The 22,272-nt window shown below is 59.6% G+C and carries 21 protein-coding genes; 8 read left to right on the top strand and 13 right to left on the bottom strand.

The window, feature by feature from the left end; all coding sequences use genetic code 11:
• The first annotated feature begins 72 nt into the window (after nt 1–72).
• The gene (locus tag OJ965_RS08250; protein ID WP_046102285.1) at nt 73–972 is read left to right on the top strand and encodes a DMT family transporter; all 900 of its coding nucleotides are present in this window, start codon (nt 73–75) and stop codon (nt 970–972) included.
• On the opposite strand, the gene OJ965_RS08245 is transcribed toward OJ965_RS08250, so the two are convergent.
• A complete protein-coding gene (locus OJ965_RS08245) occupies nt 953–2,341 on the bottom strand; it encodes a sensor histidine kinase (protein WP_265138769.1) in 1,389 nt (462 codons plus the stop codon). The two genes, OJ965_RS08250 and OJ965_RS08245, sit on opposite strands and share 20 nt — an antisense overlap.
• Nucleotides 2,332–3,003: a transcriptional regulator TctD gene (gene tctD / locus OJ965_RS08240; RefSeq protein WP_046102287.1), complete on the bottom strand. Its 672-nt coding sequence runs from the start codon at nt 3,001–3,003 to the stop codon at nt 2,332–2,334. Before tctD ends, OJ965_RS08245 begins: the two co-directional genes overlap by 10 nt.
• Nucleotides 3,004–3,123: 120 nt before the next feature.
• Between tctD and OJ965_RS08235 the strand changes: the two genes are divergently transcribed.
• The 4 genes from OJ965_RS08235 to flk all read left to right on the top strand — a co-directional run bounded on the left by OJ965_RS08235 (nt 3,124) and on the right by flk (nt 7,226).
• Nucleotides 3,124–4,104 (top strand): Bug family tripartite tricarboxylate transporter substrate binding protein, encoded by a 981-nt coding sequence (locus tag OJ965_RS08235; protein WP_046102413.1) that lies wholly within the window; start codon nt 3,124–3,126, stop codon nt 4,102–4,104.
• A gap of 12 nt (nt 4,105–4,116) precedes the next feature.
• Nucleotides 4,117–4,548, top strand: a complete 432-nt coding sequence (locus tag OJ965_RS08230; protein WP_046102288.1) for a tripartite tricarboxylate transporter TctB family protein — start codon at nt 4,117–4,119, stop codon at nt 4,546–4,548.
• Between the two features lie 10 nt (nt 4,549–4,558).
• On the top strand, nt 4,559–6,064 hold the full coding sequence (locus tag OJ965_RS08225; RefSeq protein ID WP_009088963.1) for a tripartite tricarboxylate transporter permease: 1,506 nt from the start codon (nt 4,559–4,561) through the stop codon (nt 6,062–6,064).
• 112 nt (nt 6,065–6,176) lie between these two features.
• Nucleotides 6,177–7,226 carry a flagella biosynthesis regulator Flk gene (gene flk, locus OJ965_RS08220; protein ID WP_265138766.1) on the top strand — a complete coding sequence of 350 codons (1,050 nt, stop codon included), beginning with the start codon at nt 6,177–6,179 and terminating at the stop codon, nt 7,224–7,226.
• A gap of 1 nt (nt 7,227) precedes the next feature.
• Here flk and OJ965_RS08215 read toward each other — a convergent pair whose 3' ends face one another.
• Nucleotides 7,228–7,671 carry a rhodanese-like domain-containing protein gene (locus OJ965_RS08215; protein WP_009088961.1) on the bottom strand — a complete coding sequence of 148 codons (444 nt, stop codon included), beginning with the start codon at nt 7,669–7,671 and terminating at the stop codon, nt 7,228–7,230.
• An 87-nt stretch (nt 7,672–7,758) separates the two neighbouring features.
• Here OJ965_RS08215 and pdxR point away from each other — a divergent pair, with 87 nt between their 5' ends.
• Nucleotides 7,759–9,180 (top strand): MocR-like pyridoxine biosynthesis transcription factor PdxR, encoded by a 1,422-nt coding sequence (gene pdxR, locus OJ965_RS08210; protein WP_167431385.1) that lies wholly within the window; start codon nt 7,759–7,761, stop codon nt 9,178–9,180.
• 81 nt (nt 9,181–9,261) lie between these two features.
• On the opposite strand, the gene fabB is transcribed toward pdxR, so the two are convergent.
• Nucleotides 9,262–10,482: a beta-ketoacyl-ACP synthase I gene (gene fabB, locus OJ965_RS08205; protein WP_009088958.1), complete on the bottom strand. Its 1,221-nt coding sequence runs from the start codon at nt 10,480–10,482 to the stop codon at nt 9,262–9,264.
• 154 nt (nt 10,483–10,636) lie between these two features.
• Here fabB and mnmC point away from each other — a divergent pair, with 154 nt between their 5' ends.
• Nucleotides 10,637–12,643, top strand: a complete 2,007-nt coding sequence (gene mnmC, locus OJ965_RS08200; RefSeq protein WP_265138763.1) for a bifunctional tRNA (5-methylaminomethyl-2-thiouridine)(34)-methyltransferase MnmC2/FAD-dependent 5-carboxymethylaminomethyl-2-thiouridine(34) oxidoreductase MnmC1 — start codon at nt 10,637–10,639, stop codon at nt 12,641–12,643.
• Nucleotides 12,644–12,680: 37 nt separating this feature from the next.
• On the opposite strand, the gene OJ965_RS08195 is transcribed toward mnmC, so the two are convergent.
• From OJ965_RS08195 to prmB, 6 genes are read right to left on the bottom strand one after another with little or no spacing between them, the layout of a single operon-like run.
• A complete protein-coding gene (locus OJ965_RS08195; protein WP_009088954.1) occupies nt 12,681–12,965 on the bottom strand; it encodes a YfcL family protein in 285 nt (94 codons plus the stop codon).
• Between the two features lie 32 nt (nt 12,966–12,997).
• Nucleotides 12,998–13,543, bottom strand: a complete 546-nt coding sequence (locus OJ965_RS08190; protein ID WP_154927577.1) for an elongation factor P hydroxylase — start codon at nt 13,541–13,543, stop codon at nt 12,998–13,000.
• A gap of 19 nt (nt 13,544–13,562) precedes the next feature.
• Nucleotides 13,563–14,366, bottom strand: coding sequence for a sulfite exporter TauE/SafE family protein (locus tag OJ965_RS08185; RefSeq protein ID WP_009088951.1), 804 nt, complete (start codon nt 14,364–14,366; stop codon nt 13,563–13,565).
• A gap of 8 nt (nt 14,367–14,374) precedes the next feature.
• A complete protein-coding gene (gene mepA, locus OJ965_RS08180) occupies nt 14,375–15,199 on the bottom strand; it encodes a penicillin-insensitive murein endopeptidase (RefSeq protein ID WP_058956866.1) in 825 nt (274 codons plus the stop codon).
• A gap of 4 nt (nt 15,200–15,203) precedes the next feature.
• The gene (aroC, locus tag OJ965_RS08175; protein ID WP_009088945.1) at nt 15,204–16,289 is read right to left on the bottom strand and encodes a chorismate synthase; all 1,086 of its coding nucleotides are present in this window, start codon (nt 16,287–16,289) and stop codon (nt 15,204–15,206) included.
• Between the two features lie 45 nt (nt 16,290–16,334).
• On the bottom strand, nt 16,335–17,267 hold the full coding sequence (gene prmB, locus OJ965_RS08170; protein WP_265138757.1) for a 50S ribosomal protein L3 N(5)-glutamine methyltransferase: 933 nt from the start codon (nt 17,265–17,267) through the stop codon (nt 16,335–16,337).
• 159 nt (nt 17,268–17,426) lie between these two features.
• Here prmB and smrB point away from each other — a divergent pair, with 159 nt between their 5' ends.
• Entirely contained in the window at nt 17,427–17,975 is a 549-nt protein-coding gene (gene smrB / locus OJ965_RS08165; RefSeq protein WP_009088943.1) for an endonuclease SmrB, read from the top strand.
• Between the two features lie 28 nt (nt 17,976–18,003).
• On the opposite strand, the gene sixA is transcribed toward smrB, so the two are convergent.
• From sixA to fadI, 3 genes are all read right to left on the bottom strand, one after another.
• On the bottom strand, nt 18,004–18,486 hold the full coding sequence (sixA, locus tag OJ965_RS08160) for a phosphohistidine phosphatase SixA (protein WP_009088942.1): 483 nt from the start codon (nt 18,484–18,486) through the stop codon (nt 18,004–18,006).
• Nucleotides 18,487–18,686: 200 nt separating this feature from the next.
• On the bottom strand, nt 18,687–20,807 hold the full coding sequence (gene fadJ, locus OJ965_RS08155) for a fatty acid oxidation complex subunit alpha FadJ (protein ID WP_265138754.1): 2,121 nt from the start codon (nt 20,805–20,807) through the stop codon (nt 18,687–18,689).
• A complete protein-coding gene (fadI, locus tag OJ965_RS08150; RefSeq protein WP_154927575.1) occupies nt 20,807–22,117 on the bottom strand; it encodes an acetyl-CoA C-acyltransferase FadI in 1,311 nt (436 codons plus the stop codon). The genes fadJ and fadI overlap by 1 nt, the downstream gene beginning before the upstream one ends.
• Between the last annotated feature and the right edge of the window lie 155 nt (nt 22,118–22,272).

Here is a 22,272-nt window from a genome sequence, read left to right as displayed (position 1 = left end):
GTCCGATATTAACTATCTAGATAAAACCGGACAAGCGTACACTGCGTCGCATTATGATTCAGGAGAGTGCGTATGTTTTTTCTCTATCCGCTCGGTGCGGTGATGATCTGGTCGATCAACGCGATCGTCAGCAAACTGTCGGCCAGCGCGATCGATCCGGCAGCCATCTCATTTTATCGCTGGCTGCTGGCGCTGCTGGTGCTGACGCCGTTTGTGCTGCCCGGTGTGTGGCGCGCCCGTCAGGCGATTAAGCCCCATCTCTGGCGGCTGGCGATACTCGGTCTGCTTGGCATGGTGCTCTACCAGAGCCTCGCCTATTTCGCGGCGCACAGTGTCAGCGCTCTCTTTATGGGGATCATCGGCGCGCTGATCCCGCTGCTTACCGTCCTGCTGAGCGTGGTGATCCTGCGTATTGCGCCGACATCCGGCATCCTGTTCGGCAGCATCCTCTCCTTTGGCGGTCTGGTGTGGCTGGTCAGTGAGGGCAACGTGATGCAGCTGCTGCATCACGGACTGGGTAAAGGGGAGCTGATGATGCTGGCGGCTTCCACCGCCTATGCCCTTTACGGCGTGCTGACTAAGCGCTGGGCGCTGCCGCTGCCCATCTGGCACAGCCTCTATGTGCAGATTCTGGCTGGTGTCCTGATGTTGCTGCCCGGCTTTCTGCTGGCACCTGATGTCTCGCTTGACCGGCATAACCTGCCGCTGGTGATGTTTGCTGGCCTGTTCGCCTCCCTTATCGCGCCATTTTTGTGGATCCACGGGGTACAGCGCCTCGGCGCGAGCACCACCAGCATCTTTATGAATCTGACGCCGCTGTTTACAGCGCTTATCGCCGTGCTGTTTCTTCATGAGCAGCTGCACAGCTATCACTGGATCGGCGGGGGGCTGACGCTGGGCGGGGTGATCCTAACGCAGCGACTGCGCACGCCCTTAACCCGGTACAAATCGGCTAACCTGCGTGAGTTTTAAATAATATGGTCACCCGCAGCCCGCCCAGGAGCGGACTGCGATCCAGGTGCATGGTTGCCCCATGCCAGGCACAGATATCCTGCACCAGTGCGAGACCGATACCGGCTCCCGGCTGGATACCGACATTGTCCAGCCGCTGAAAAGGCTGTAACGCCTTCAGCTGCTCTGCACCCTCAATGCCCGGCCCGCTGTCCTCAATTTCAAGGCCCCCCACAATCACCCGCGCGGTGACAATGCCGCGACAAGGGGTATATTTAATCGCATTGTCCAGCAGGTTGGCGCACAGTTCGCCAATCAGCACGCCATCGCCCCTGACCAGACAGCTCTCTTCCCCTTCGAAGCCCAGATCGATCTGCCGGGTACGAGCCGCCATATAGCGGCTGAAACAGGCATCGCGCACGATAGCCGCTAAATCAACCCGCGCCATCGGTTTATCCTCGCCATGACGTGCTTTGATACGGGCTAACTGTAACAGCCGATCGGTCAGAATAATGGTCTCATCCAGTGTATGACGCATCCCGAGCAGACTCTCCTGCCAGGCTTCAGGACGCTCACTGCTGAGCGCGACGCTGACCTGCGTTTTGAGGATGGTCAGCGGTGTGCGCAGCTGATGTGCCGCGTCAGCACTGAAACGATCCTGGCGCGCCAGCAGTCCCCGCAGTCGGGCAAGATAGCGGTTAAAGGCGATGATAAGCGGTTGCAGTTCTGACCACGGCAAGGAGGGAAGAGGCGTTAATTCGCCACCGTCGCGCTGCAACACGATGCGCGACAGCCGCCGTAGCGGGCGCAAAACCCGACGCAGCATCAGGCTGGCCAGCAGCAGTGTCATCAGAACCAGTCCGCTCTGGCTGATCAGCGCAGTTTGCATTAACTGGCGGGCAAACTCCTGACGTGAGTTGATGGTTTCCGCCACCAGCACCAGCGCCATGCCATCCACTCCCGCTTCGCTCACTGGCTGCCATAATGCCGCAACGCGAATCCGATGCTGGTGATAGCGTCCATCATAAAAATGCACCAGTGCGGGATAAGCGTTCGACATTTTGCTGGTAATGGGTATGAGCGGCAGATCGTTATAGCCCGATAACGTTTTTCCCTGCGGTGAAATCACCTGATAAAAGAGCTGATCGTTCATGTTGCGTTCGAAGCTGTCGAGCACAACCCACGGCACATCAACCTCCAGATGCTGTTCCCGCACCACCAGCCGCTCTGCCACCGTTCGCGCTGACGCCAGCAGCGAGCGGTCATAAGCCTGATTAGCGGCCGCCAGCCCGCTCTGATAGTGGGTATAGACTGAGAGCGCCCAGAGCAGTAAAAGTGGCAGGCCAAACCATGCCAGCAGCTCACCCCGCAACGAATGAATCAGCCGCATGAGAGCGTTTCCAGGCTGTAACCCAGCCCGCGCAGGGTCACGATCGCCACGTTGCTGCCTGCCAGCTTTTTACGCACCCGATGTACATAGAGCTCGATACTCTCCGGGCTGGCTTCATCTGACAGGGTAAAGGTCTGCTCGTACAGTGACTGACGCGAAACCGGCCTGCCCTGCCGCTGCATGAGTGTCGTCAGGATGCTTGCTTCCCGCGGCGTCAGCGCCAGGGGTCTGTCTGCCAGCAGAAAATAGCCTTCGCCATCCAGCACCAGCTGACCCAGTGACTGGTTTTGTGATGTCTGACTCTGACTGCGTCGCAGCAGCGCCCGTAACCGCGCTTCGAGTTCATCCATTTCAAAGGGTTTCGTCAGGTAGTCATCTGCCCCCAGGTTCAGACCCCGAACACGATCGTCCAGCGCACTGCGTGCAGTCAGTAGCAATACCGGCACACTTTGTCCGCGTCGCCGCAACCGTGCCAGTACCTCCAGTCCATCCATGCGTGGCAGTGAAATATCGAGCACGACCAGTGCATAGGCTTCACATTGCAAAGCATGGTCGGCCGCCATTCCATCCGCGACCCGATCGACGGCGAACCCTTTTTGGGTGAGGGCTTTTTCCAGCCAGCGTGCCAGGTCTTCCGTATCTTCAACAAGTAAGAGACGCATATCACATCCTGCTATTAAATCCGCGCACTGAAAGGTAAATGAAAGGTAACTGTTTTAACAATTCGATAACGCTGATGTTTCAGCGGCAATCACACTCTGGAAGAATGAATGGAGCATAAGATGAAAAAAATCATCCATACCGCCCTTGCCACTACCCTGCTGTCGCTGATGGCAACACCCATCGTTGCCGCCGGGGAGCCCGGTCGCACCGAATGTATCGCGCCAGCTAAACCGGGTGGCGGGTTCGATCTCACCTGCAAGCTATTGCAGGTCTCTCTTCAGGAAACCGGACAAATTAAGACGCCGATGCGCGTCACCTACATGCCCGGCGGTGTCGGCGCGGTGGCCTACAACGCGATTATTGCCCAGCGGCCGGCTGAAGCGGGCACCGTTGTCGCCTTCTCTGGCGGCTCACTGCTGAACCTTTCACAGGGTAAGTTTGGTCGTTATACCGTGGACGACGTTAAGTGGCTGGCGGCGGTGGGAACCGATTACGGCATGGTGGCCGTTCGTGAGGATGCACCGTGGAAAACGTTAGGTGAGCTGATGACGGCGATGAAAGCCGATCCGACCAAAGTGGTGGTCGGTGCCGGTGCATCAATAGGCAGTCAGGACTGGATGAAAACGGCGTTGCTGGCGCGCGAAGCGGGAATCGACCCACGCAAAATGCGTTATGTCGCCTTTGAAGGCGGCGGTGAGCCGGTAACCGCCCTGCTCGGAAACCATATTCAGGTGGTCTCAGGTGATATGAGTGAGATGGTGCCGCATCTGCAGGGCGGCAAAATGCGGGTGCTGGCCGTGATGTCCGATCAGCGTCTGCCGGGTCAGCTGGCCGGGGTACCCACGGCAAAAGAGCAGGGTTTCAATATCGTCTGGCCGATTATTCGTGGCTATTACCTCGGTCCAAAAGTCAGTGATGCGGATTATCAGTGGTGGGAACAGGCCTTTAAAAAAATGGCTGAGACGCCGGAGTTCAAAAAGCAGCGTGATCTGCGCGGACTGTTCGAATTTAACCTGACAGGCCAGGCACTCGACAGCTACGTGAAGAAGCAGGTGGCGGATTACCGTGAGCAGGCCAAATCCTTTGGTCTGGCCAAATAACGGGAGCAGATGATGAGCGATCGCATTTTTGCCAGCCTGTGGCTGGCCCTCTGCCTTGGCGGCATGGTGATGGCCTGGCAGATTCAGAGTGAATACAGCTACGAACCCGTGGGGCCACGTCCTTTCCCGATGGGGATCCTTGGCCTGATGGCCATCTGCGCCCTGCTGATGCTCTTTCGGAAACCGGACACCATTCAGTGGCCCGCAGCTGGCACGCTGAAACGACTGGTAGCGCTGGCGCTGATGATGATGCTCTATGGCTGGCTGTTTGAGACGCTGGGCTTTGCCATCTGTACGACGCTGCTGACCTTTGGCATCGGCCTGCTGTTTGGGGCGCGCTGGTGGGCCGCCGCGCTGGCCGGGCTGGTGATGGGCACCTCGCTGTTTTACGCCTTTGACCGTCTGCTGGAAGTCACCCTTCCGGTCGGCAGCTGGCTGAGTTAAGGAGAGCATCATGGATACCTGGTCCTTTTTAATGCAGGGCTTTGCCGTCGCCATGACGCCAGAGAATCTGCTGATCGCCCTGATCGGCTGCTTTATCGGCACCATTGTTGGCCTGCTGCCTGGCCTGGGGCCAATCAATGGCGTAGCCATTCTGATGCCGCTGGCTTTTGCGCTGCACCTGCCGGCCGAGTCGGCGCTGATTCTGCTGGCCACGGTTTATATCGGCTGTGAGTATGGCGGGCGCATCTCCTCCATTCTGCTCAACGTCCCGGGCGATGCCGGCGCAATCATGACCGCGCTGGATGGGTATCCGATGGCGCAGCAGGGCAAAGCGGGCGTCGCGCTCTCCATTTCGGCGGTCAGCTCGTTTGTTGGCTCCACGATTGCTATCGTCGGCATTATTCTCTTCGCCCCGCTGCTGGCCAGCTGGTCACTGGCGTTTGGACCGGCAGAGTACTTTGCCCTGATGGTGTTTGCCATCGCCTGCCTGGGCAGCATGATGAGCCACAATCCGCTGAAATCTTTTCTTTCGGCGCTCATTGGCCTGGGCATGGCCACGGTCGGGGTGGATGCCAATACCGGCGTCTATCGCTTCACGTTTGACAGCGTTCATCTCTCTGACGGCATTCAGTTTGTGGTCGTTGTCATTGGTCTGTTCTCGGTCAGTGAAATTTTGCTGATGCTCGAGTCGACCAGTAGCGGCCAGAAAGCGGTGCGGGCAAGCGGCCGCATGATGTTCAACATGAAGGAGGCGGCGATGGCCACAGGCGCGACGCTACGCTCCTCTTTTCTGGGGTTCTTTGTCGGCGTTCTGCCTGGCGCCGGAGCGACCATTGCCAGCGCTATCGCCTACATGACGGAGAAAAAAATCAGCGGCAGTGAACAGTTCGGGAAAGGGGATATTCGCGGTGTGGCCGCACCGGAAGCGGCAAATAATGCCTCAGCCTGTGGTTCCTTTATCCCGATGCTGACGCTGGGTATCCCCGGCTCCGGCACCACAGCGGTGATGGTCGGCGCTTTAACGCTCTATAACATCACGCCAGGTCCGGCGATGTTTGTTGAGCAGCCAGATATCGTCTGGGGTCTGATCGCGGCACTGCTGATTGGCAACGTTATGCTGCTGGTGATGAACATTCCGATGATCAATGTTTTCGCCCGGATGCTGAGCATTCCGCTCTGGTTCCTGGTGCCGGCAATTGCCGCCATCTCCGCGGTGGGCGTCTATGCCGTGCACAGCACCACTTTCGATTTGCTCCTGATGGTCGGCCTGGGAATCTTTGGTTATATTCTGCGCAAGATGGACTTTCCGATGTCGCCGCTGATTCTGGGCTTTGTGCTGGGTGAGATGCTGGAGCAGAACCTGCGTCGTGCCCTCTCAATCAGTAACGGTAACCTGGTTATTCTGTGGGAAAGTCCTATCTGCAAAGTGCTGCTGGTGCTGGCGATTTCGGTGCTGGTTCTGCCACCGATCTGGAAACGCTGGCGTCGCTATCGCCTCAGACTGGCTGAAGAGTAAATCTCACGCTGAACTGTGCGTCCCCCGTGGGATTTCGCGGGGGCTTTTGCTATCATGGCCTATTCTTTTTCCGGCGCACCCGACGCTGTTCTGTTTTCCCAAGGAATCCGCCATGCAACCTCTCAGCGGCCCCGGTGTGCCGGTCGGCGATCATTCATCTCTTAATCCGCAAACCGGCGTAACACGTCACGGTTCTGTGGCGGGTGAACAGCCCCTCTCCCCGGCTCAGCGCACGACATTAGAACGCCTGATCGTGCGTATCTTATCGCTCAGCAATCTGAAGGCACCTGAACTCTGGGCGGGCGTCCGGCATGAGGTGGGCGTGAAGAGTGAGGCGGAGCTGCAGTCGCGTCACTTTCCGGCTGCGGAGCAGTATCTCAATGGTCGTCTGACTCAGGCGCAGAATGGCCATGCCACGCGTCAGTTGATGACTCAGCTCACAGAACTGCTGCCGAAGGGCAATAACCGTCAGGCGGTGAGTGACTTTATCCGCCAGCAGTTTGGTCAGACCGTTCTGAGCTCGCTGAGCCAGGACCAGCTGCGTCAGGTTCTGACGATGCTGCAGAACGGGCAGATGGCGATCCCGCAGCCGCAGCAGAGCCGCGTCAGCGATCGGACCCTGCTCCCGGCGGAGCATCAGACGCTCAATCAGCAGGTGGTCCGACTGGCCGCCGCCACCGGAGAACCGACTGGCAAACTCTGGACGGCGGCGCTGAAACTGGTCGGACTGACCAGCGGCGATCCCATCCCCTCGCGCCATTTCCCGCTGCTCACCCAGTATCTGCAGGTACGTCAGACGCTGAGTCAGCACAGCGCACCGACCTTACAGCTGCTGGAAGCCTCGCTGAAACAGCCGCTGGATCAGCACGAGCGGCATAGCCTGGAGGAGTACAGCCAGCAGCGTTTTCAGGCCACACCGCAGACGGTGCTAACCGTGACGCAGACGCAGGATCTGCTGAACTTCCTGTTCAGCCGTCGCGCCGATCGTGCCGAGAAAGTTCACGAACAGCCGCTGGCCGCCAGTGAGATCAAACCGCAGCCAATCTGGTCGCCCTTTGTCGCCTCGCTGCCGTCACCGCTGCAGCCCCTGGCGCAGCGTCCCCTGCTGGGTCTGTTTGTTGCGCTGGTGGTGATCACCCTTCTGCTCTGGCTGGTGCTCTAGGTCAGCAGCCACAGGATGCATCGGGTGCGGTAACGGGCCATTCGCCCGGTGCCGCCCCCCAGGTCAGCGGATGACCTTCCCGTTTCCAGAAATCCAGCCCGCCAGTCAGCTCCTTCACCTGAAATCCCAGTTCCGCCAGCTTCAGAGCCGCTTTCGTCGAGCCGTTACAGCCGATGCCGTCGCAATAGGTGACATAAACGCGGTCGCGGTCGAGCGGCTCGCAGCTGGAAGCATTGATCTCACGGTGGGGAAAATTAATCGCGCCGCTGATATGGCCGGCGCGATAAGCCGCTGGTGCGCGCGCATCGATCACCTGAATGCCAGGCAGATTCCGGGCCAGATCCTCCGCCAGATCCCAGGCGTCTGTATAATAAGCGAGTTTTGCCTGCAGATAGTCGAGGCTTTGCTGCGGCGTGGCGGCGGGAAAATGTAATACAGATGACATCGCGATTCTCCTGTTGAAGTGAGCGTGCAGTTTACGGCAGAGTGGACTGCCTGCTGATACCCATTTTGCGCCAGGAATAAGACCCATATGAGTTCTCCACTGTTGCAGCTTTTCCAGCATCAGGCCAGCGGCGGCGTGCGTGAGCGCCTCTGCACCACCCTGCGGCTGGCCATTAACCGGCATCATCTGCACGCCGGTCAGCAGCTGCCCTCCAGTCGCCAGCTGGCGCAGGATCTCCGGATTTCACGCGTCACGGTGGAGGCCGCCTATGGTCAGCTTGAGAGCGAAGGCTATCTGCGACGCGAGATCGGTCGCGGAACGTTTGTGGCCATCACGATTCCCGCAGGCACCGCTTCAGCGGCACGCGTTCAGCCCGCCCGTTTCTCAGCGCGGGGTCAGCAGGTGCTGGCAACCGGAGGCTGTCAGGATCCCCCGTTTCCTCACGCCTTTGCCGCCGGTTCCCCGGAGTTACGCGCTTTTCCCCATGACAGCTGGCGACGCCTGAGCAGCAGCGTGCAGCGTTCGCTGGGCAGCGCCGCCATGGGATATGGCGATCCCTGCGGCTACCTGCCGCTGCGCAGTGCGATTGCTGATTATCTGGCGCTCTCGCGGGGTATGCAGTGCCAGCCGGAGCAGGTGATTATCCTGACCAGTTCGCAACAGGCGCTACAGTTACTGGCGATGATGTTCGTCGATCCCGGAGATGATGTGTGGATAGAGGAGCCAGGCTATCCCGGCGCACGAAACGCGCTGCTCGCCGCAGGCGCAAAGGTGCACGGGATAACCGTCGATGCCGAAGGCGCAGTGCCGGGTCACGGCAGTGCAAAGCTGATGTATCTGACCCCTTCACACCACTATCCGACCGGGGTAACGCTGAGCCTGCCCCGCCGTCTCGCCTGGCTCGCCTGGGCGCAGCGCAACCAAAGCTGGCTGATTGAAGATGACTACGACAGCGAGTTTCATTATGACGAGCGCCCGATTCCTGCGCTGCAGGGACTGGACCGTCATCAGCGGGTCATTACGCTCGGCACCTTTTCGAAATCGCTGTTCCCTTCACTGCGTCTGGCGTGGATGGTGGTGCCTCCCGCGCTGATTGCCCCTCTGGGCCAGGCTCGCAGCGTGCTGGATGGACACAGCGCCCTGCTGCCCCAGGCGATTACCGCGGCCTTTCTGCAGCAGGGACATTTTGCCACTCATCTGCGGCTGATGCGTCAGCTCTATCACAGCCGTCGCGATCGGTTGCTGGAGCAGATTGCGCAGCGACTCTCACCGTGGATCACGCCCATCGCCAGTGGCGGCGGACTCCAGCTGACGGTGACAGTGGAACAGGATGAAGCGCGCTTAACCGCGCTCGCGGCACAACAGGGGTTGCTGTTGCCTCGTCTCAGCCCGCTCTATGCCGGCTCCGCGTCTCAGCAGGGCTGGATACTCGGCTTCGCCGCGCTGACGCCTGATGAGATTGTGGCAGGGTGCGATAAACTGCTGAGGCTGCTGCAGCGGGAGGGATAAATCTGGCCGGCTTTGGTTTACAGCAAGCCAGAAAACAAAAGGGCCGGCAAAGCCGGCCCTTCAGCGTGCTGACGTAAAAGATTACGCCTGATATTTACGCATGGTCAGCGTGGCGTTGGTGCCACCGAAACCAAAGCTATTGGACATCACGGTCGTCAGCTCTTTTTCCATCGGCTCAGTCACGATGTTCATGCCGGTGGCAGCTGCATCCAGTGAGTTGATGTTGATGCTTGGCGCGATAAAGCCATGCTCCAGCATCAGCAGCGAGTAAATCGCTTCCTGCACGCCAGCCGCACCCAGTGAGTGACCGGTCATTGCTTTGGTTGCTGAAATGTAAGGGGTTTTCTCGCCAAACACTTCACGAATCGCACCCAGCTCTTTCACGTCGCCCACTGGCGTAGAGGTACCGTGGCTGTTCAGATAGTCGATTGGCGTGTCGACGCCGTTCATTGCCATCTTCATGCAGCGCACCGCACCTTCACCTGAAGGCGCAACCATGTCTGCACCGTCAGAGGTCGCACCATAGCCGACGATTTCGGCATAGATGTGTGCACCGCGAGCCAGCGCATGCTCCAGCTCTTCAACCACCACCATGCCACCGCCACCGGCGATAACAAAACCGTCGCGCTCGTTGTCATAGGTGCGTGACGCTTTTTCTGGTGTGTCGTTGTAACGGGTAGAGAGCGCGCCCATGGCGTCGAACTCACAGGCCATTTCCCAGCAGAGCTCTTCGCCGCCGCCGGCAAAAACGATATCCTGTTTGCCCAGCTGAATCTGCTCAACGGCGTTACCGATACAGTGCGCAGAGGTGGCACAGGCGGAACTGATCGAGTAGTTTACGCCATGAATTTTGAATGGCGTGGCGAGACAGGCAGAGACGCCAGAAGCCATCGCCTTGGTGACCACGTAAGGGCCAACCGCTTTCAGGCCGCGTGGGCTGCGCATTGCATCAGCACCAAAAACCTGGAAGCGCGGGGAACCACCGCCTGAACCTGCAATCAGACCTACACGCGGGTTGCTCTGATACATTTCATCAGTCAGGCCGGAATCTTTAATCGCTTCTTCCATGGAGAGATAAGCATAGATGGACGCATCACTCATAAAGCGCACAACTTTGCGATCGATGAGGCCGGTGGTATCTAATTTGACGTTACCCCAGACGTGACTACGCATGCCGGAATCTTTCATCTCTTCAGAAAAGGTGATGCCAGAGCGTCCTTCACGCAGAGATGACAGCACTTCCTGCTGGTTATTACCAATACTGGAAACGATCCCTAAGCCAGTAATCACAGCACGTTTCATTCAATCTTCCTCATCCACTTCTTCGTAATTGGCATGCACTCTAGCGTACACTTGTACGCCGAACAAGTCCGATCAGCTATTTCCTTTTGTAAATTTGCGTCATGTGACCTGGGTCGTTAAAATCGCGCCACTGCCTGAAAAACGAGCCTTTCCCGTGAAATTAACCCCGGTTAAACATGCGCAGCTAAACTGGAATGAACAGGGTACACCTGTTTCCCGAGCGTTTGGCGACGTCTATTTCTCTAACGACAACGGTCTGGAAGAGACACGCTATGTGTTCCTTGGCGGCAACGGTTTCCCGCAGCGTTTTGCGGCGCATCCGCGCGATCTCCTGATCGTGGCGGAAAGCGGGTTTGGTACCGGCCTGAATTTTCTTACTCTGTGGCAGGCCTTTGACGCCTTTCAGCGTGAACAGCCTGGTGCGACAGTAAAACGTCTGCATTTCATTAGCTTTGAGAAATTTCCGTTAACCCGCGCGGATCTGATCGCGGCGCATCAGCACTGGCCCGAACTTGCCCTCTGGGCAGAAGCGCTGCAGGCCCAGTGGCCCGCTGCCCTGCCCGGCTGCCAGCGACTGCTGTTTGACGGCGGGCGCATCACGCTGGATCTGTGGCTGGGTGATATCAACCTGCTGATGGAAAAGGTGGATGAGAGCCTGCATCGTCAGGTCGATGCCTGGTTCCTCGATGGCTTCGCGCCCGCAAAGAATCCCGATATGTGGACGCCCGCGCTGTTCAACATGATGGCGAAGCTGGCGCGTCCACAGGGGACTTTCGCGACTTTTACTGCTGCAGGGTTTGTGCGGCGCGGTCTGCAGGAGGCGGGATTTGACGTCACCCGCCGCAAAGGATTTGGCCCGAAGCGCGAAATGCTGTGCGGCAGCCTGCAGGATGCGCCTCTGCTCCCCGGCACGCAGCCCTGGTATCATCGCTGTCCGGCGGCGCAGCAGGAAGTTGCCCTGATTGGCGGCGGCGTGGCCAGCGCGACCCTGGCGCTGGCGCTGCTGCGCCGAGGCTGGCGGGTGACGCTCTACTGCGCCGATGAGGCGCCCGCGCTGGGTGCCTCCGGTAACCGGCAGGGCGCACTCTATCCGCTGCTCAATCAGCACGACCCGGCCCTCGCCACCTTCTTCCCGGCGGCATTCAGCTTTGCCCGGCGACTCTACGACCAGAGCGGGGCCACCTTTGAGCATGAGTGGAGTGGCGTGCTGCAACTGGGCTGGGATGAAAAGAGCCGCAAAAAGATCGAACAGATGCTGGCGATGGATCTGCCTGAAACCCTCGCCTGCGGCGTCGATGTCGCAGAGGCGGAAAACCGGGCGAAGGTAGCGCTGGGCTGCGGCGGCATTTTCTATCCGGAGGGCGGCTGGCTCTCACCGGCTGAGCTGACCACCGCGCTGCTCGCCCATGGCGAAACACAGGGCTTACGCATTCACTGGCTGCACCGGGTAAGCGGGCTTTCTCAAAAGGAGGATGGCTGGACGCTGACCTTCAGCGACCGCCCGGCGGTTCACCATTCCGCGGTGGTCCTGGCAAACGGTCACGCGATCGCCGACTTTGCGCAAAGCGCCCCGCTGCCAGCCTACCCGGTAGCGGGTCAGGTGAGCCATGTTCCCGCCACGCCTGCCCTCAGCGCGCTGCAGACCGTGCTCTGTTACGACGGCTATCTGACGCCGGTCAGCACCCAGTTTGGTACCCACTGTATTGGTGCCAGCTACCATCGTGGTGAAACCGCAACGCATTATCGCGAGGCGGATCAGCAGGAGAATCGCCTTCGCCTGCTGCACTGTCTGCCTGGCAGCCGCTGGGCGGAAACGGTGGATGTCAGTGAGGGAGAAGCCAGAATGGGCGTGCGCTGCGCCACGCGCGATCACCTGCCGATGGTGGGCGGCGTGCCCGATTATGCCGCGACGCTGGCACAGTATGCCGATTTACCGGCCCGGCTTGCGGCAGGCAGTCAGATTGCTGACGCGCCCGATCTGCCGGGACTTTATCTGTTTGGTGCGCTGGGTTCGCGCGGCTTGTGCAGCGCACCGCTGGCAGCCGAGGTGCTGGCCGCCCAGCTGGCGGGTGAGCCACAGCCGCTGGATGCGACCACGCTGGCGGCACTCAATCCGAATCGCTACTGGGTCAGGAAACTGCTGAAGGGAAAAGCGGTGTAAAGCGGGTCTGCAGGGCGGCGCTTACCGCCCTGTCACATCATGCGGAGAGCTGGCGCGCCTGAACAAACAGGTTGTCCCACATGCCGACCACCAGCGCCTGGTCGCGCGGCGAGAGTTCGCCTGCGGCAATGGCGTTCTGCAGGCTGCGGGTCACCTGAACCTGCAGCGCTTCTGGCGTATGCTCATCCAGCTGCTCCACTTCAGCGACCGCCAGGGTCAGATGCCCGCGCAGATAACCGCTGGCGAACAGTTCATCGTCACTGGCATGCTCGACCATGTCGTCAATCAGGGCCAGGATACGCGCTTCAAATTCTGCGATCATCTCAATTCCTCTTTTGATAATGTCATCCTGCATCACAGATCGTCCGGCCAGGGAAACTGCGCCGCTGTTAATGAAGGCCTGCCATAAAATTCCGCCAGGGCGGTAATAAAACGCGCGGGACGCGCGGGAATACCCGACGTCAGATAGCTCATGACCTGAGCATGTACCTTACGCTGAAACGCAATGCGATCCGGCTCACAATCTCCGTCGAGATTGTCACAACTGACGTTGAAGGGAAAGCCCGCCGCCATACAAAACATCCACTCCAGCGCCTGTGGCTTCACTTCAACGGCTTCAAACTGGCTCTGGGTCAGCGCATCGCGGCCATCCGGGCAGTACCAGTAGCCAAAATCGACCAGTTTACGGCGTGCCTCTCCGGCGATGCACCAGTGAGAGATCTCATGCAGGGCGCTGGCGTAAAAGCCGTGGGCAAAAACCACCCGGTTCCACGGCGACTCTGCATCAGCAGGAAGATAGATCGGTTCATCGTCGCCTTTAATCAGGCGTGTCTGAAATTCATCGCTGAAGCAGCGATCGAACAGCGTAATCAGCTGTTCATAATGATGGGTCGGGTTCATGACGTTATCACGTAAAAAGTTACGATTGCAGTGTGGAGAGCCACGCCATCACGGCGCTGCCATGGCTGTCCCACAGGAGTTTTATGCTCATTACGGCAGAGACAATCACCACCATCGGGCGGATCAGTTTCTGCCCGCGGCTCAGCACCAGCCGGGCGCCCAGACGCGCGCCGCAGAACGCGCCGAGCATCATAATCAGGCCGGTTCCCCACACCACTTTGCCGCCGAACATAAAGAACAGCAGACTGCCCACGTTAGAGGTGAAGTTGAGAACTTTGGCATGGGCTGTCGCCTTCGCCAGGTTGTAACCGCAGAGCGTGACGAAGGCCAGCGCATAGAAAGAGCCCGCGCCCGGCCCGAAAAATCCGTCATAGAAGCCCACGGCACCGCCCCCGACCAGCGCATAGGCGAGGCCGTGCAGGCGACGCGCCCGGTCTTCTTCACCGAGACGCGGCATCAGCAGAAACCACAAGCCAATCGCGATCAAAAACAGCGGCAGCATCTGACGCAGAAAGTCCGCCTGCAGGCGCTGAATCAGCACCGCGCCCAGCACGGACCCCAGCAGCGTCATGGCGATATTCAGCCACTGCTCACTCAGATTAACTGCGCCGCGTCGCACAAAGTAGAGGCTGGCGGAGAACGACCCGCCGACCGATTGCAGTTTATTGGTCGCCAGCGCCTGAGCCGGTGAGAGACCCGCCGCCAGCAGCGACGGCACCGTCAGTAACCCCCCGCCACCCGCAATCGAGTCGATAAAACCGGCGAGCATGGCAATCAGAAACAGCAGCCCGACCAGCAGCGGACTGACCACGAACCACTCCATGGAATCCCTTACAGTAGATGTTTATCCAGCAGAGCCTGACAGGCAGGCGGTAACGGCGGCGGTTCACGTTTCACCGGCGCGCCCGATCCGGGCTGCTTCGGCAGGAACCAGCTCTGCAGCTCTGCGCCACAGCCATCGCCCGGAGGCGGTGGCGGCTGATCTTCACAACCGATACTGCCGGTCGGGCAGCGCAGCCGCACATGCATATGCGCCCGATGCGCGAACCAGGGGCGCACTTTGCGTAGCCAGTCACGATCGGCACCGGCATCCGCACAAAGCTGCTTTTTAATCGCCGGGTTAACGAAGATGCGCGTGACATCATCATCTTTCGCCGCCAGTTTAATCAGGCTGTCGATTTCCGGCTGCCAGTGGCGCGCAATCACGTTTTTATCGCCCGGCCCGACCAGATCCAGCGGCTGCGGCTTCAGCAGCTGCTGCGCGGTCCAGCGGGTTTTCGGCAGTTGCAGCCAGATATCGACATCCAGGCCGGTCTGATGGCTGGCGTGACCGCTGCTGAAACGTCCGCCAGCCGCCATGCCCATATCCCCAATCAGTACATTACCCAGCTGCAGGTTGTGCACGCGGGTCGTCAGCCGCTGAATAAACGCAATCAGATCGGGATGACCGAAATAACGACGCTGGTCCTGACGCATCACCTGATAGTCGGGTGAATTGAGCGGCAGTGCCCGGGCGCCAATAATACAGCCATTCGCAAAGCCGCCGATGGACTGCGGTGTGCCGCTGATCGGCTGCTGAATACGCTGCCACGGCGTCGCCGCCAGGCTGGAGGCGCTGAACAACAGCGCGCTCAGAGTAAGCAGAAGTGCCTTCATGCCATCACCAGCGCGGCACGGTGCTGTTAACGTCACCGTTCTGCGCCCGCTGGCGCAGCAGATGATCCATCAGGACGATCGCCATCATCGCCTCGGCGATCGGCACGGCGCGGATCCCGACGCAGGGATCGTGGCGGCCTTTGGTGATCATCTCCACCTCTTCGCCGTCGCGGGTAATGGTTTTACCCGGCACGGTGATGCTGGAGGTCGGTTTCATTGCGAGGTTGGCGCTGATGGTCTGGCCGCTGCTGATGCCGCCCAGAATGCCGCCGGCGTGGTTACTCTGGAAACCATCGTGACGGATTTCATCCCGATGCTGGCTGCCGCGCTGGCTGACCACCGCGAAGCCGTCACCGATCTCCACCCCTTTTACCGCGTTGATGCTCATCAGCGCGTGCGCCAGGTCGGCATCCAGACGGTCAAAGACCGGCTCGCCCAGGCCAGGCGGCACGTTGTCAGCCATGACCGTGACTTTAGCCCCGATGGAGTCGCCCTCTTTTTTCAGGCCGCGCATCAGTTCATCCAGCGCCTCCAGCTTCTCCGCATCCGGGCAGAAGAAGGGATTCTCTTCCACGATGCTCCAGTCTTTCAGCTCACAGGCGATATCCCCGATCTGCGCCAGATAGCCGCGCACCACCACACCATGTTTCATCTGCAGATACTTCTTCGCTATCGCACCGGCGGCCACGCGCATCGCGGTTTCTCGCGCCGAAGAGCGGCCACCGCCACGGTAGTCGCGCTGACCATACTTCTGCTCGTAGGTGTAATCGGCATGGCCGGGACGGAAGAGATCTTTGATCGCGCCATAATCCTGCGACCGCTGATCGGTGTTCTCAATCAGCAGGCCAATAGAGGTGCCGGTGGTCACACCCTCAAACACACCGGACAAAATTTTCACCTGATCCGGCTCGCGACGCTGCGTGGTATAGCGCGAGGTGCCAGGACGACGACGGTCGAGGTCATGCTGGATATCCGCTTCGGTCAGGGGGATGCCCGGTGGCACCCCATCAACGATGCAGCCCAGCGCAAGACCGTGGGACTCGCCAAAGGTAGTTACTCGAAAAAATTGTCCGATGCTGTTTCCGGCCATGCTGTTTCCTTGTCAGGGTTCGGCGGGCGAGGCTTCGCCCCACTTTTAGTCTTTGTAAAAGGAGAAATGGTGTTGTGCGTCGACGATCTGCTGGCGCGTCAGCGTAAAGACACCGTCACCGCCGTTGTCAAATTCCAGCCAGGTAAAGGGCACATCGGGATACTGCTCGATCATATGCACCATGCTGTTACCGACTTCGCAGACCAGAACGCCCTGCTCGCTGAGATAGTCAGGCGCGCAGGCCAGAATGCGGCGAACCAGCTTCAGGCCATCGCTGCCCGCCGCCAGACCCAGCTCCGGTTCGTGGCGATACTCATTGGGCAGATCGTTCATATCTTCCGCATCCACATAAGGCGGGTTAGTGACGATCAGGTCATATTTCAGCGGCGGCAGTTCGCGGAACAGGTCGGCACGAATCGGCGTGACCTGATTGATCAGGCCATGTTCTTCAATATTCTGCTCGGCCACCGCCAGCGCACCGGTCGAGATATCGACGGCGTCGACCTCCGCTTCCGGGAAGGCGTAAGCGCAGGCAATCGCGATGCAGCCGCTGCCGGTGCACATATCCAGAATATGCGCGGGTGGCGTGCTGATGAGACCGGCAAAGCGGTTCTCGATCAGTTCGCCAATCGGTGAACGCGGCACCAGCACGCGCTCATCAACAAAGAATTCGTGACCGCAGAACCAGGCTTTGTTGGTCAGGTAGGCGACCGGAATACGCTCGTTAACGCGACGAATGACGCGCTCGACAATCAGAAGACGCTCGCTGGCGGTCAGACGCGCGTTGCGCATATCTTCCGGAATATCCAGCGGCAGCCAGAGAGACGGCAGGACCAGTTGAACGGCTTCGTCCCAGGGATTGTCTGTGCCATGTCCGTACCAGATTCCGGCAGCGGAAAAGCGGCTTACCGCCCAGCGCAGCATGTCCTGAATGGTGTGCAGTTCGTTCACTGCCTCATCGACGAAAATTTTGTCCACGTAGCCCTCCGCAGGCCTTTTGCTAAATCGGCCGATAGTGTGCCATGAAGCCGGGGAGAATTCAGCGCAGCGAGGTGAAAAAGCTGACAATTAATGACACTTAACGGTAAGGTATCGGCTCTGCTGTGTGACAGCCTTTTCTGATAAGACTGACCTGCCATGAGTAAAAAAACACCGCTAAGCCCGGATGATGAGGCGCTGTTTCGCCAGTTAATGACGGGGACACGTCAGTTAAAACAGGACACTTATGTCCATAAAGCGCCGGTAAAAACCCGCGAGATTCCGGTAAAACGTCTGCTTTCCGAGCAGGCGGACAACAGCCATTACTTTTCGGATGAGTTTCAGCCCCTGCTCTCGACCGAAGGGGCTACCCGTTACGTGCGCGCCGATGTCAGCCATTTTGAGCTGAAAAAACTGCGCCGGGGTGACTATACCCCGGAGATTTTTCTCGACCTGCACGGCTTAACGCAGATGCAGGCCAAGCAGGAGCTGGGCGCACTGATCGCCGCCTGCCGCCGTGAACATCTGTTCTGCGCCAGCGTCATGACCGGACATGGAAAACATATTCTGAAGCAGCAGACGCCGCTGTGGCTGGCCCAGCATCCGTGGGTCATGGCGTTTCATCAGGCGCCGAAAATGTTCGGCGGTGATGCTGCGCTGCTGGTGCTGATTGAGATTGAGGAGTGGCAACCGCCTGAGTTGCCCTGACAGGGCCGGTGTCATCGGCCCCTCGTCGTCAGATGGCTTTCGCCAGCTTCTTCGGACTGACCTGCCACAGCAGTTTACCGGCACTCTCTGCCGGATCGAACTCGACGCAGGCAATGGCGGAAGTGGCAAACATCGGTGGGGTTTCCTGCGGGCAGAGTTCGGAAACCAGATAGCCCACCAGGGGCAGATGGGAGATGACCAGCGCCGATTTCACCCCTTCGTTTGCCAGCGCCTGCAGATAGCAGCCGACCAGGCCCGGATCGCCACCCGGCGTTAACTCCGGTAACACGTCCTGGCCTTCCGGCAGGGGATAGGCTTCACGCACGGTAGCGAGCGTCTGCTGCGCGCGTAGATAGGGACTGACCAGGACACGCTCGATGTCCGGCGTCTGGCTGTTAAGCCAGTGGGCCATCTGACGCGATTCATCACAGCCACATAAGGTTAAAGGCCTGACTGAATCACTTGCTGCTTCCAGAGCCGCATCGCCGTGACGCATGATAAAAACTTGCATAAAGCACCGCTGTTGTTTGTCGATATCGCCCGACGCGACGCGTCAGACTCTTCACTCTGCGAATGAACGCTGTGTTTTACCCTAATGGCTTCAGTATAGTCAACCGGTTGTTTATTAAATAAGCACTTCTCAGATTCATGCTGCGCCGCACACGCGGGCGGCGCTTTTCTAACCCGCTGAATCGGAGCCGTTATTCCATTTCACAGAGAAATGTAAAATTTCGTCTGTTCCGCAGCCGCCTGAATCAGCGCCTCACAGGGGGCAAATCGCTCACCGTGCTGCTGCGCGAGACGGTTCAGCCGGCTGACCATTTCCGCCGCACCCAGTTTATCCATGTAGTGGAACGGCCCGCCCAGGAAAGGCGGAAAGCCGATGCCAAACACCGCCCCCACATCGCCGTCCCGGGCGCTGCGAATCACCTGCTCATCGAGACAACGGGCGGCTTCATTCAGCATCATCATCACACAGCGTTCTGCAATCTGTGCCCCACTCTGCCTGGCCTGCGGCGTGACCTTCAGCAGGCTGTAAAGCGAGGCGTCCGGTTTTTTACGCTGCCAGCGCGGCAGGTCATAACGATAGAAACCCTGGCCATTTTTACGGCCCTTACGGCCATCCCTGATCACCGCATCAAACGCGGCGGGTGCGGCAAAGCGTTCACCATAGGCCTGATGCAGGATGGGGCTGATTTTACTGCCGACATCAATGCCCACCTCATCGAGCAGCTGAAGCGGACCAACCGGAAAACCAAACTTCACCAGCGCCCGGTCGATGTGCTCAATCGGCTCCTCCTCCAGCAGACAGCGCATCGCTTCATTTATATAGGGGGTCAGGATGCGGTTGACATAGAAACCCGGCTTGTCTGCAACGACGATCGGCGTCTTGCCCTGACTGCGCGCCAGTGCCACAACCGTAACCAGCGTCGTGGCCGAAGTATTCAGATGCGGGATCACCTCCACCAGCGGCATTTTTTCCACCGGACTGAAATAGTGCAGCCCGATGACATTCTCAGGACGCTGCGCCCCGGCGGCGATATCCGCAATCGGCAGTGATGAGGTGTTGGAAGCAAACAGGGTATGCGGCTGACAGTGTGCCTCGACGTCGTGCACCATCTGCTGCTTCAGGGCAAGATCTTCGAACACCGCTTCGATCACCACGTCGCGCTGCGAGAATCCCTGATAATCGATGCCACCTGTGATGTGCGCCATCTGCTGCTGGCGCGCTGCCGGGGTCAGCTGACGACGACGGACCTTTTTGCTGAGCAGATCCCAGCTGGTTTTCAGTGCATGGCTGACGCCTTCCAGGCTGATATCTTTGATGCGCACCGGCAACCCGGCGTTGATCGCGGTGACGCTGGCAATGCCGCCGCCCATCAGCCCGCCGCCCAGCACCGCAACACGCTTCACGGTCGCGGGTTCAGCTTCACCGCCCCGCTCCTTTTTCATCGCCGTGGTGGCAAAGAAGAGTCCGCGCAGCGCAACGGACTCCGGCGTCATCGCCAGTTCGCCAAAGGCGCGCGCCTCCGCATCATGGCCGGCGCGGCTGCCCTGCTCCAGCCCGATGCGCACCACCTCAATCAGCCGTCTGGCGGCCGGATAGTTATCCTGCGTTTTCGCCGCGGTCTGGCGTTTCGCCAGCGCAAACAGCGCCTGGCGGGCGACCGGACCATGCAGCAGCCGATCGCGCAGCGGCAGGACGCGTCCGCTGACTTTGCCCTTTTTCACCCGCGCAATTGCGGTCTCCAGCAGGATCGGGCGGGGAACCGCATCATCGACGACACCGAGCTTTCGCGCCTGCTTCGCGCGCAGACTTTTGCCGGTCAGCATCAGCGGCAGCGCCTGCTGAACGCCGATTAAACGCGGCAGCCGCTGCGTCCCGCCAGAGCCAGGCAGCAGGCCGAGCTGTATCTCCGGCAAGCCGAGGCGGGTTTTATCATCCAGCGAGCAGATGCGCGCATCACAGGCCAGCGCCAGTTCCAGTCCACCGCCCAGGCAGGCCCCGTGAATGGCCGCCACCACCGGAAAAGGCAACGCGTCGATCATCGCCATCACTTCCTGGCCCTGCTTCGCCAGCGCTTCAGCTTCCTGCGCACTCTGGCAGCGGTCAATCATGCTGATGTCCGCGCCCGCGATAAAATTGTCCGTTTTGCCGGAGATCAGGACCAGTCCCGCCAGCTGCGGATCGCGTCGCGCTTCCGCAATGATGGCGGCAATCTGGCCAGCAAATTCCGCTTTCAGGGTGTTCATCTTCTCGCCAGGGACATCAATCGTGATAATGCCGACGTGATCCTGTCGCATCGTCAGCTGAAAGGCATTCTGCTCCATTATTCGGCCTCCAGAACCATTGCCGCACCCAGACCACCCGCCGCGCAGGCGGTGACCAGTCCCAGCCCGCCACCACGGCGGCGCAGTTCATTAAGCGTCTGGGTAATCATACGCGCGCCCGTGGCGGCAAAAGGATGGCCATAGGCGATGGAACCGCCCAGCACGTTAAAACGCTCTTCGTTGACCTCGCCCAGCGCATGCGGCCGGTTCAGCACCTCACGGGCGAAACGCTCGTCACGAAACAGCTGCAGATTGCTCAGCGTCTGGGCCGCGAACGCCTCATGCATATCTATCAGCGTCAGATCGGCCAGGCTTACCCCGGCACGATCCAGCGCCAGCGGCGAAGCATAGGCTGGCCCCAGCAGCATGTCCTGCTGGACATCAATGGCGGTAAACGCGTAGCTGCGCAGGTAGCCCAGCGGCGTGACGCCCAGTTCCCTGGCGCGCCCTTCCCGCATCAGAATGAGGGCTGCCGCGCCATCCGTCAGCGGCGTGCTGTTGGCGGCGGTAACGCTGCCGTGCTGGCGGTCAAAGGCGGGACGCAGTCGGGCGTAATCCTCTGCTTTAGCGTTCATCCGCACGTTATTGTCCTGATCGATTGCGGTTTTCCACGGCGGTACAAAGGCTGCCATGACTTCCTGATTCAGTACCCCGGATTGCCAGGCTCTGGCGGCATGCTGATGGGAGCGGAGCGCCAGCGCATCCTGAGCCTCACGGGCGATACCGTAGCTTTTCGCCATCTGCTCGGCCGTGTCCCCCATCCGCAGGCCGGTCGAGTACTCCGCCACCGCAGGCGGCACCGGCAGCAGGTCGCGCGGACGCAGCCGTTTAAGGATATGCAGTTTCTGCCCCAGGCTGCGGGCCTTGTTGAGATCCACCAGCGCGCGGGCCAGCGTTTTAGTGACCCCAATCGGCAACACTGACGAGGAGTCTGCCCCGCCGGCAATAGCGGCAGAAACCGTACCCGCCATCAGGCTCTCTGCCACATTCGCCACCGCCTGAAAACTGGTGGCGCAGGCACGGCTGACGCTGTAGGCGTCGGTATTCACATTCAGCCCGCTGCTTAAGACAATTTCACGCGCAATGTTTGGCGCTTCCGGCATCTGTACCACCTGACCAAATACCAGCAGCTCAATCACGTCTGCCGGTAACTCACTGCGCACCATTAATTCGCTGACCACCATCCGTCCCAGCTCGATGGCGGGAATGCCATGAAAGCCGGTCGCCTGGCGTAAGAAAGGGGTTCGTAACCCGTGGGTAATTGCGATGCGTTCGCCATCACGCGTCAGCAGCGGCTGCGCTTTGCTCATTGTTCTCACCTGTAGCCGGGACTGTGGCATCATTGCCTGAAGAGGTCTGACCTGATCAGTGTTAACCACAAGCGGGTGAGCCGCCAATAGCAGAAAGGAAAAAGTGCGAAGGGAAACACGAAATTGAAAAACGCCGCGCTGAGGCGGCGTAAAAG

This window comes from Pantoea anthophila (assembly GCF_026104315.1).
GTDB classification, from domain to species: domain Bacteria; phylum Pseudomonadota; class Gammaproteobacteria; order Enterobacterales; family Enterobacteriaceae; genus Pantoea; species Pantoea anthophila.
This window is presented reverse-complemented; position numbering and strand designations above follow the sequence as displayed.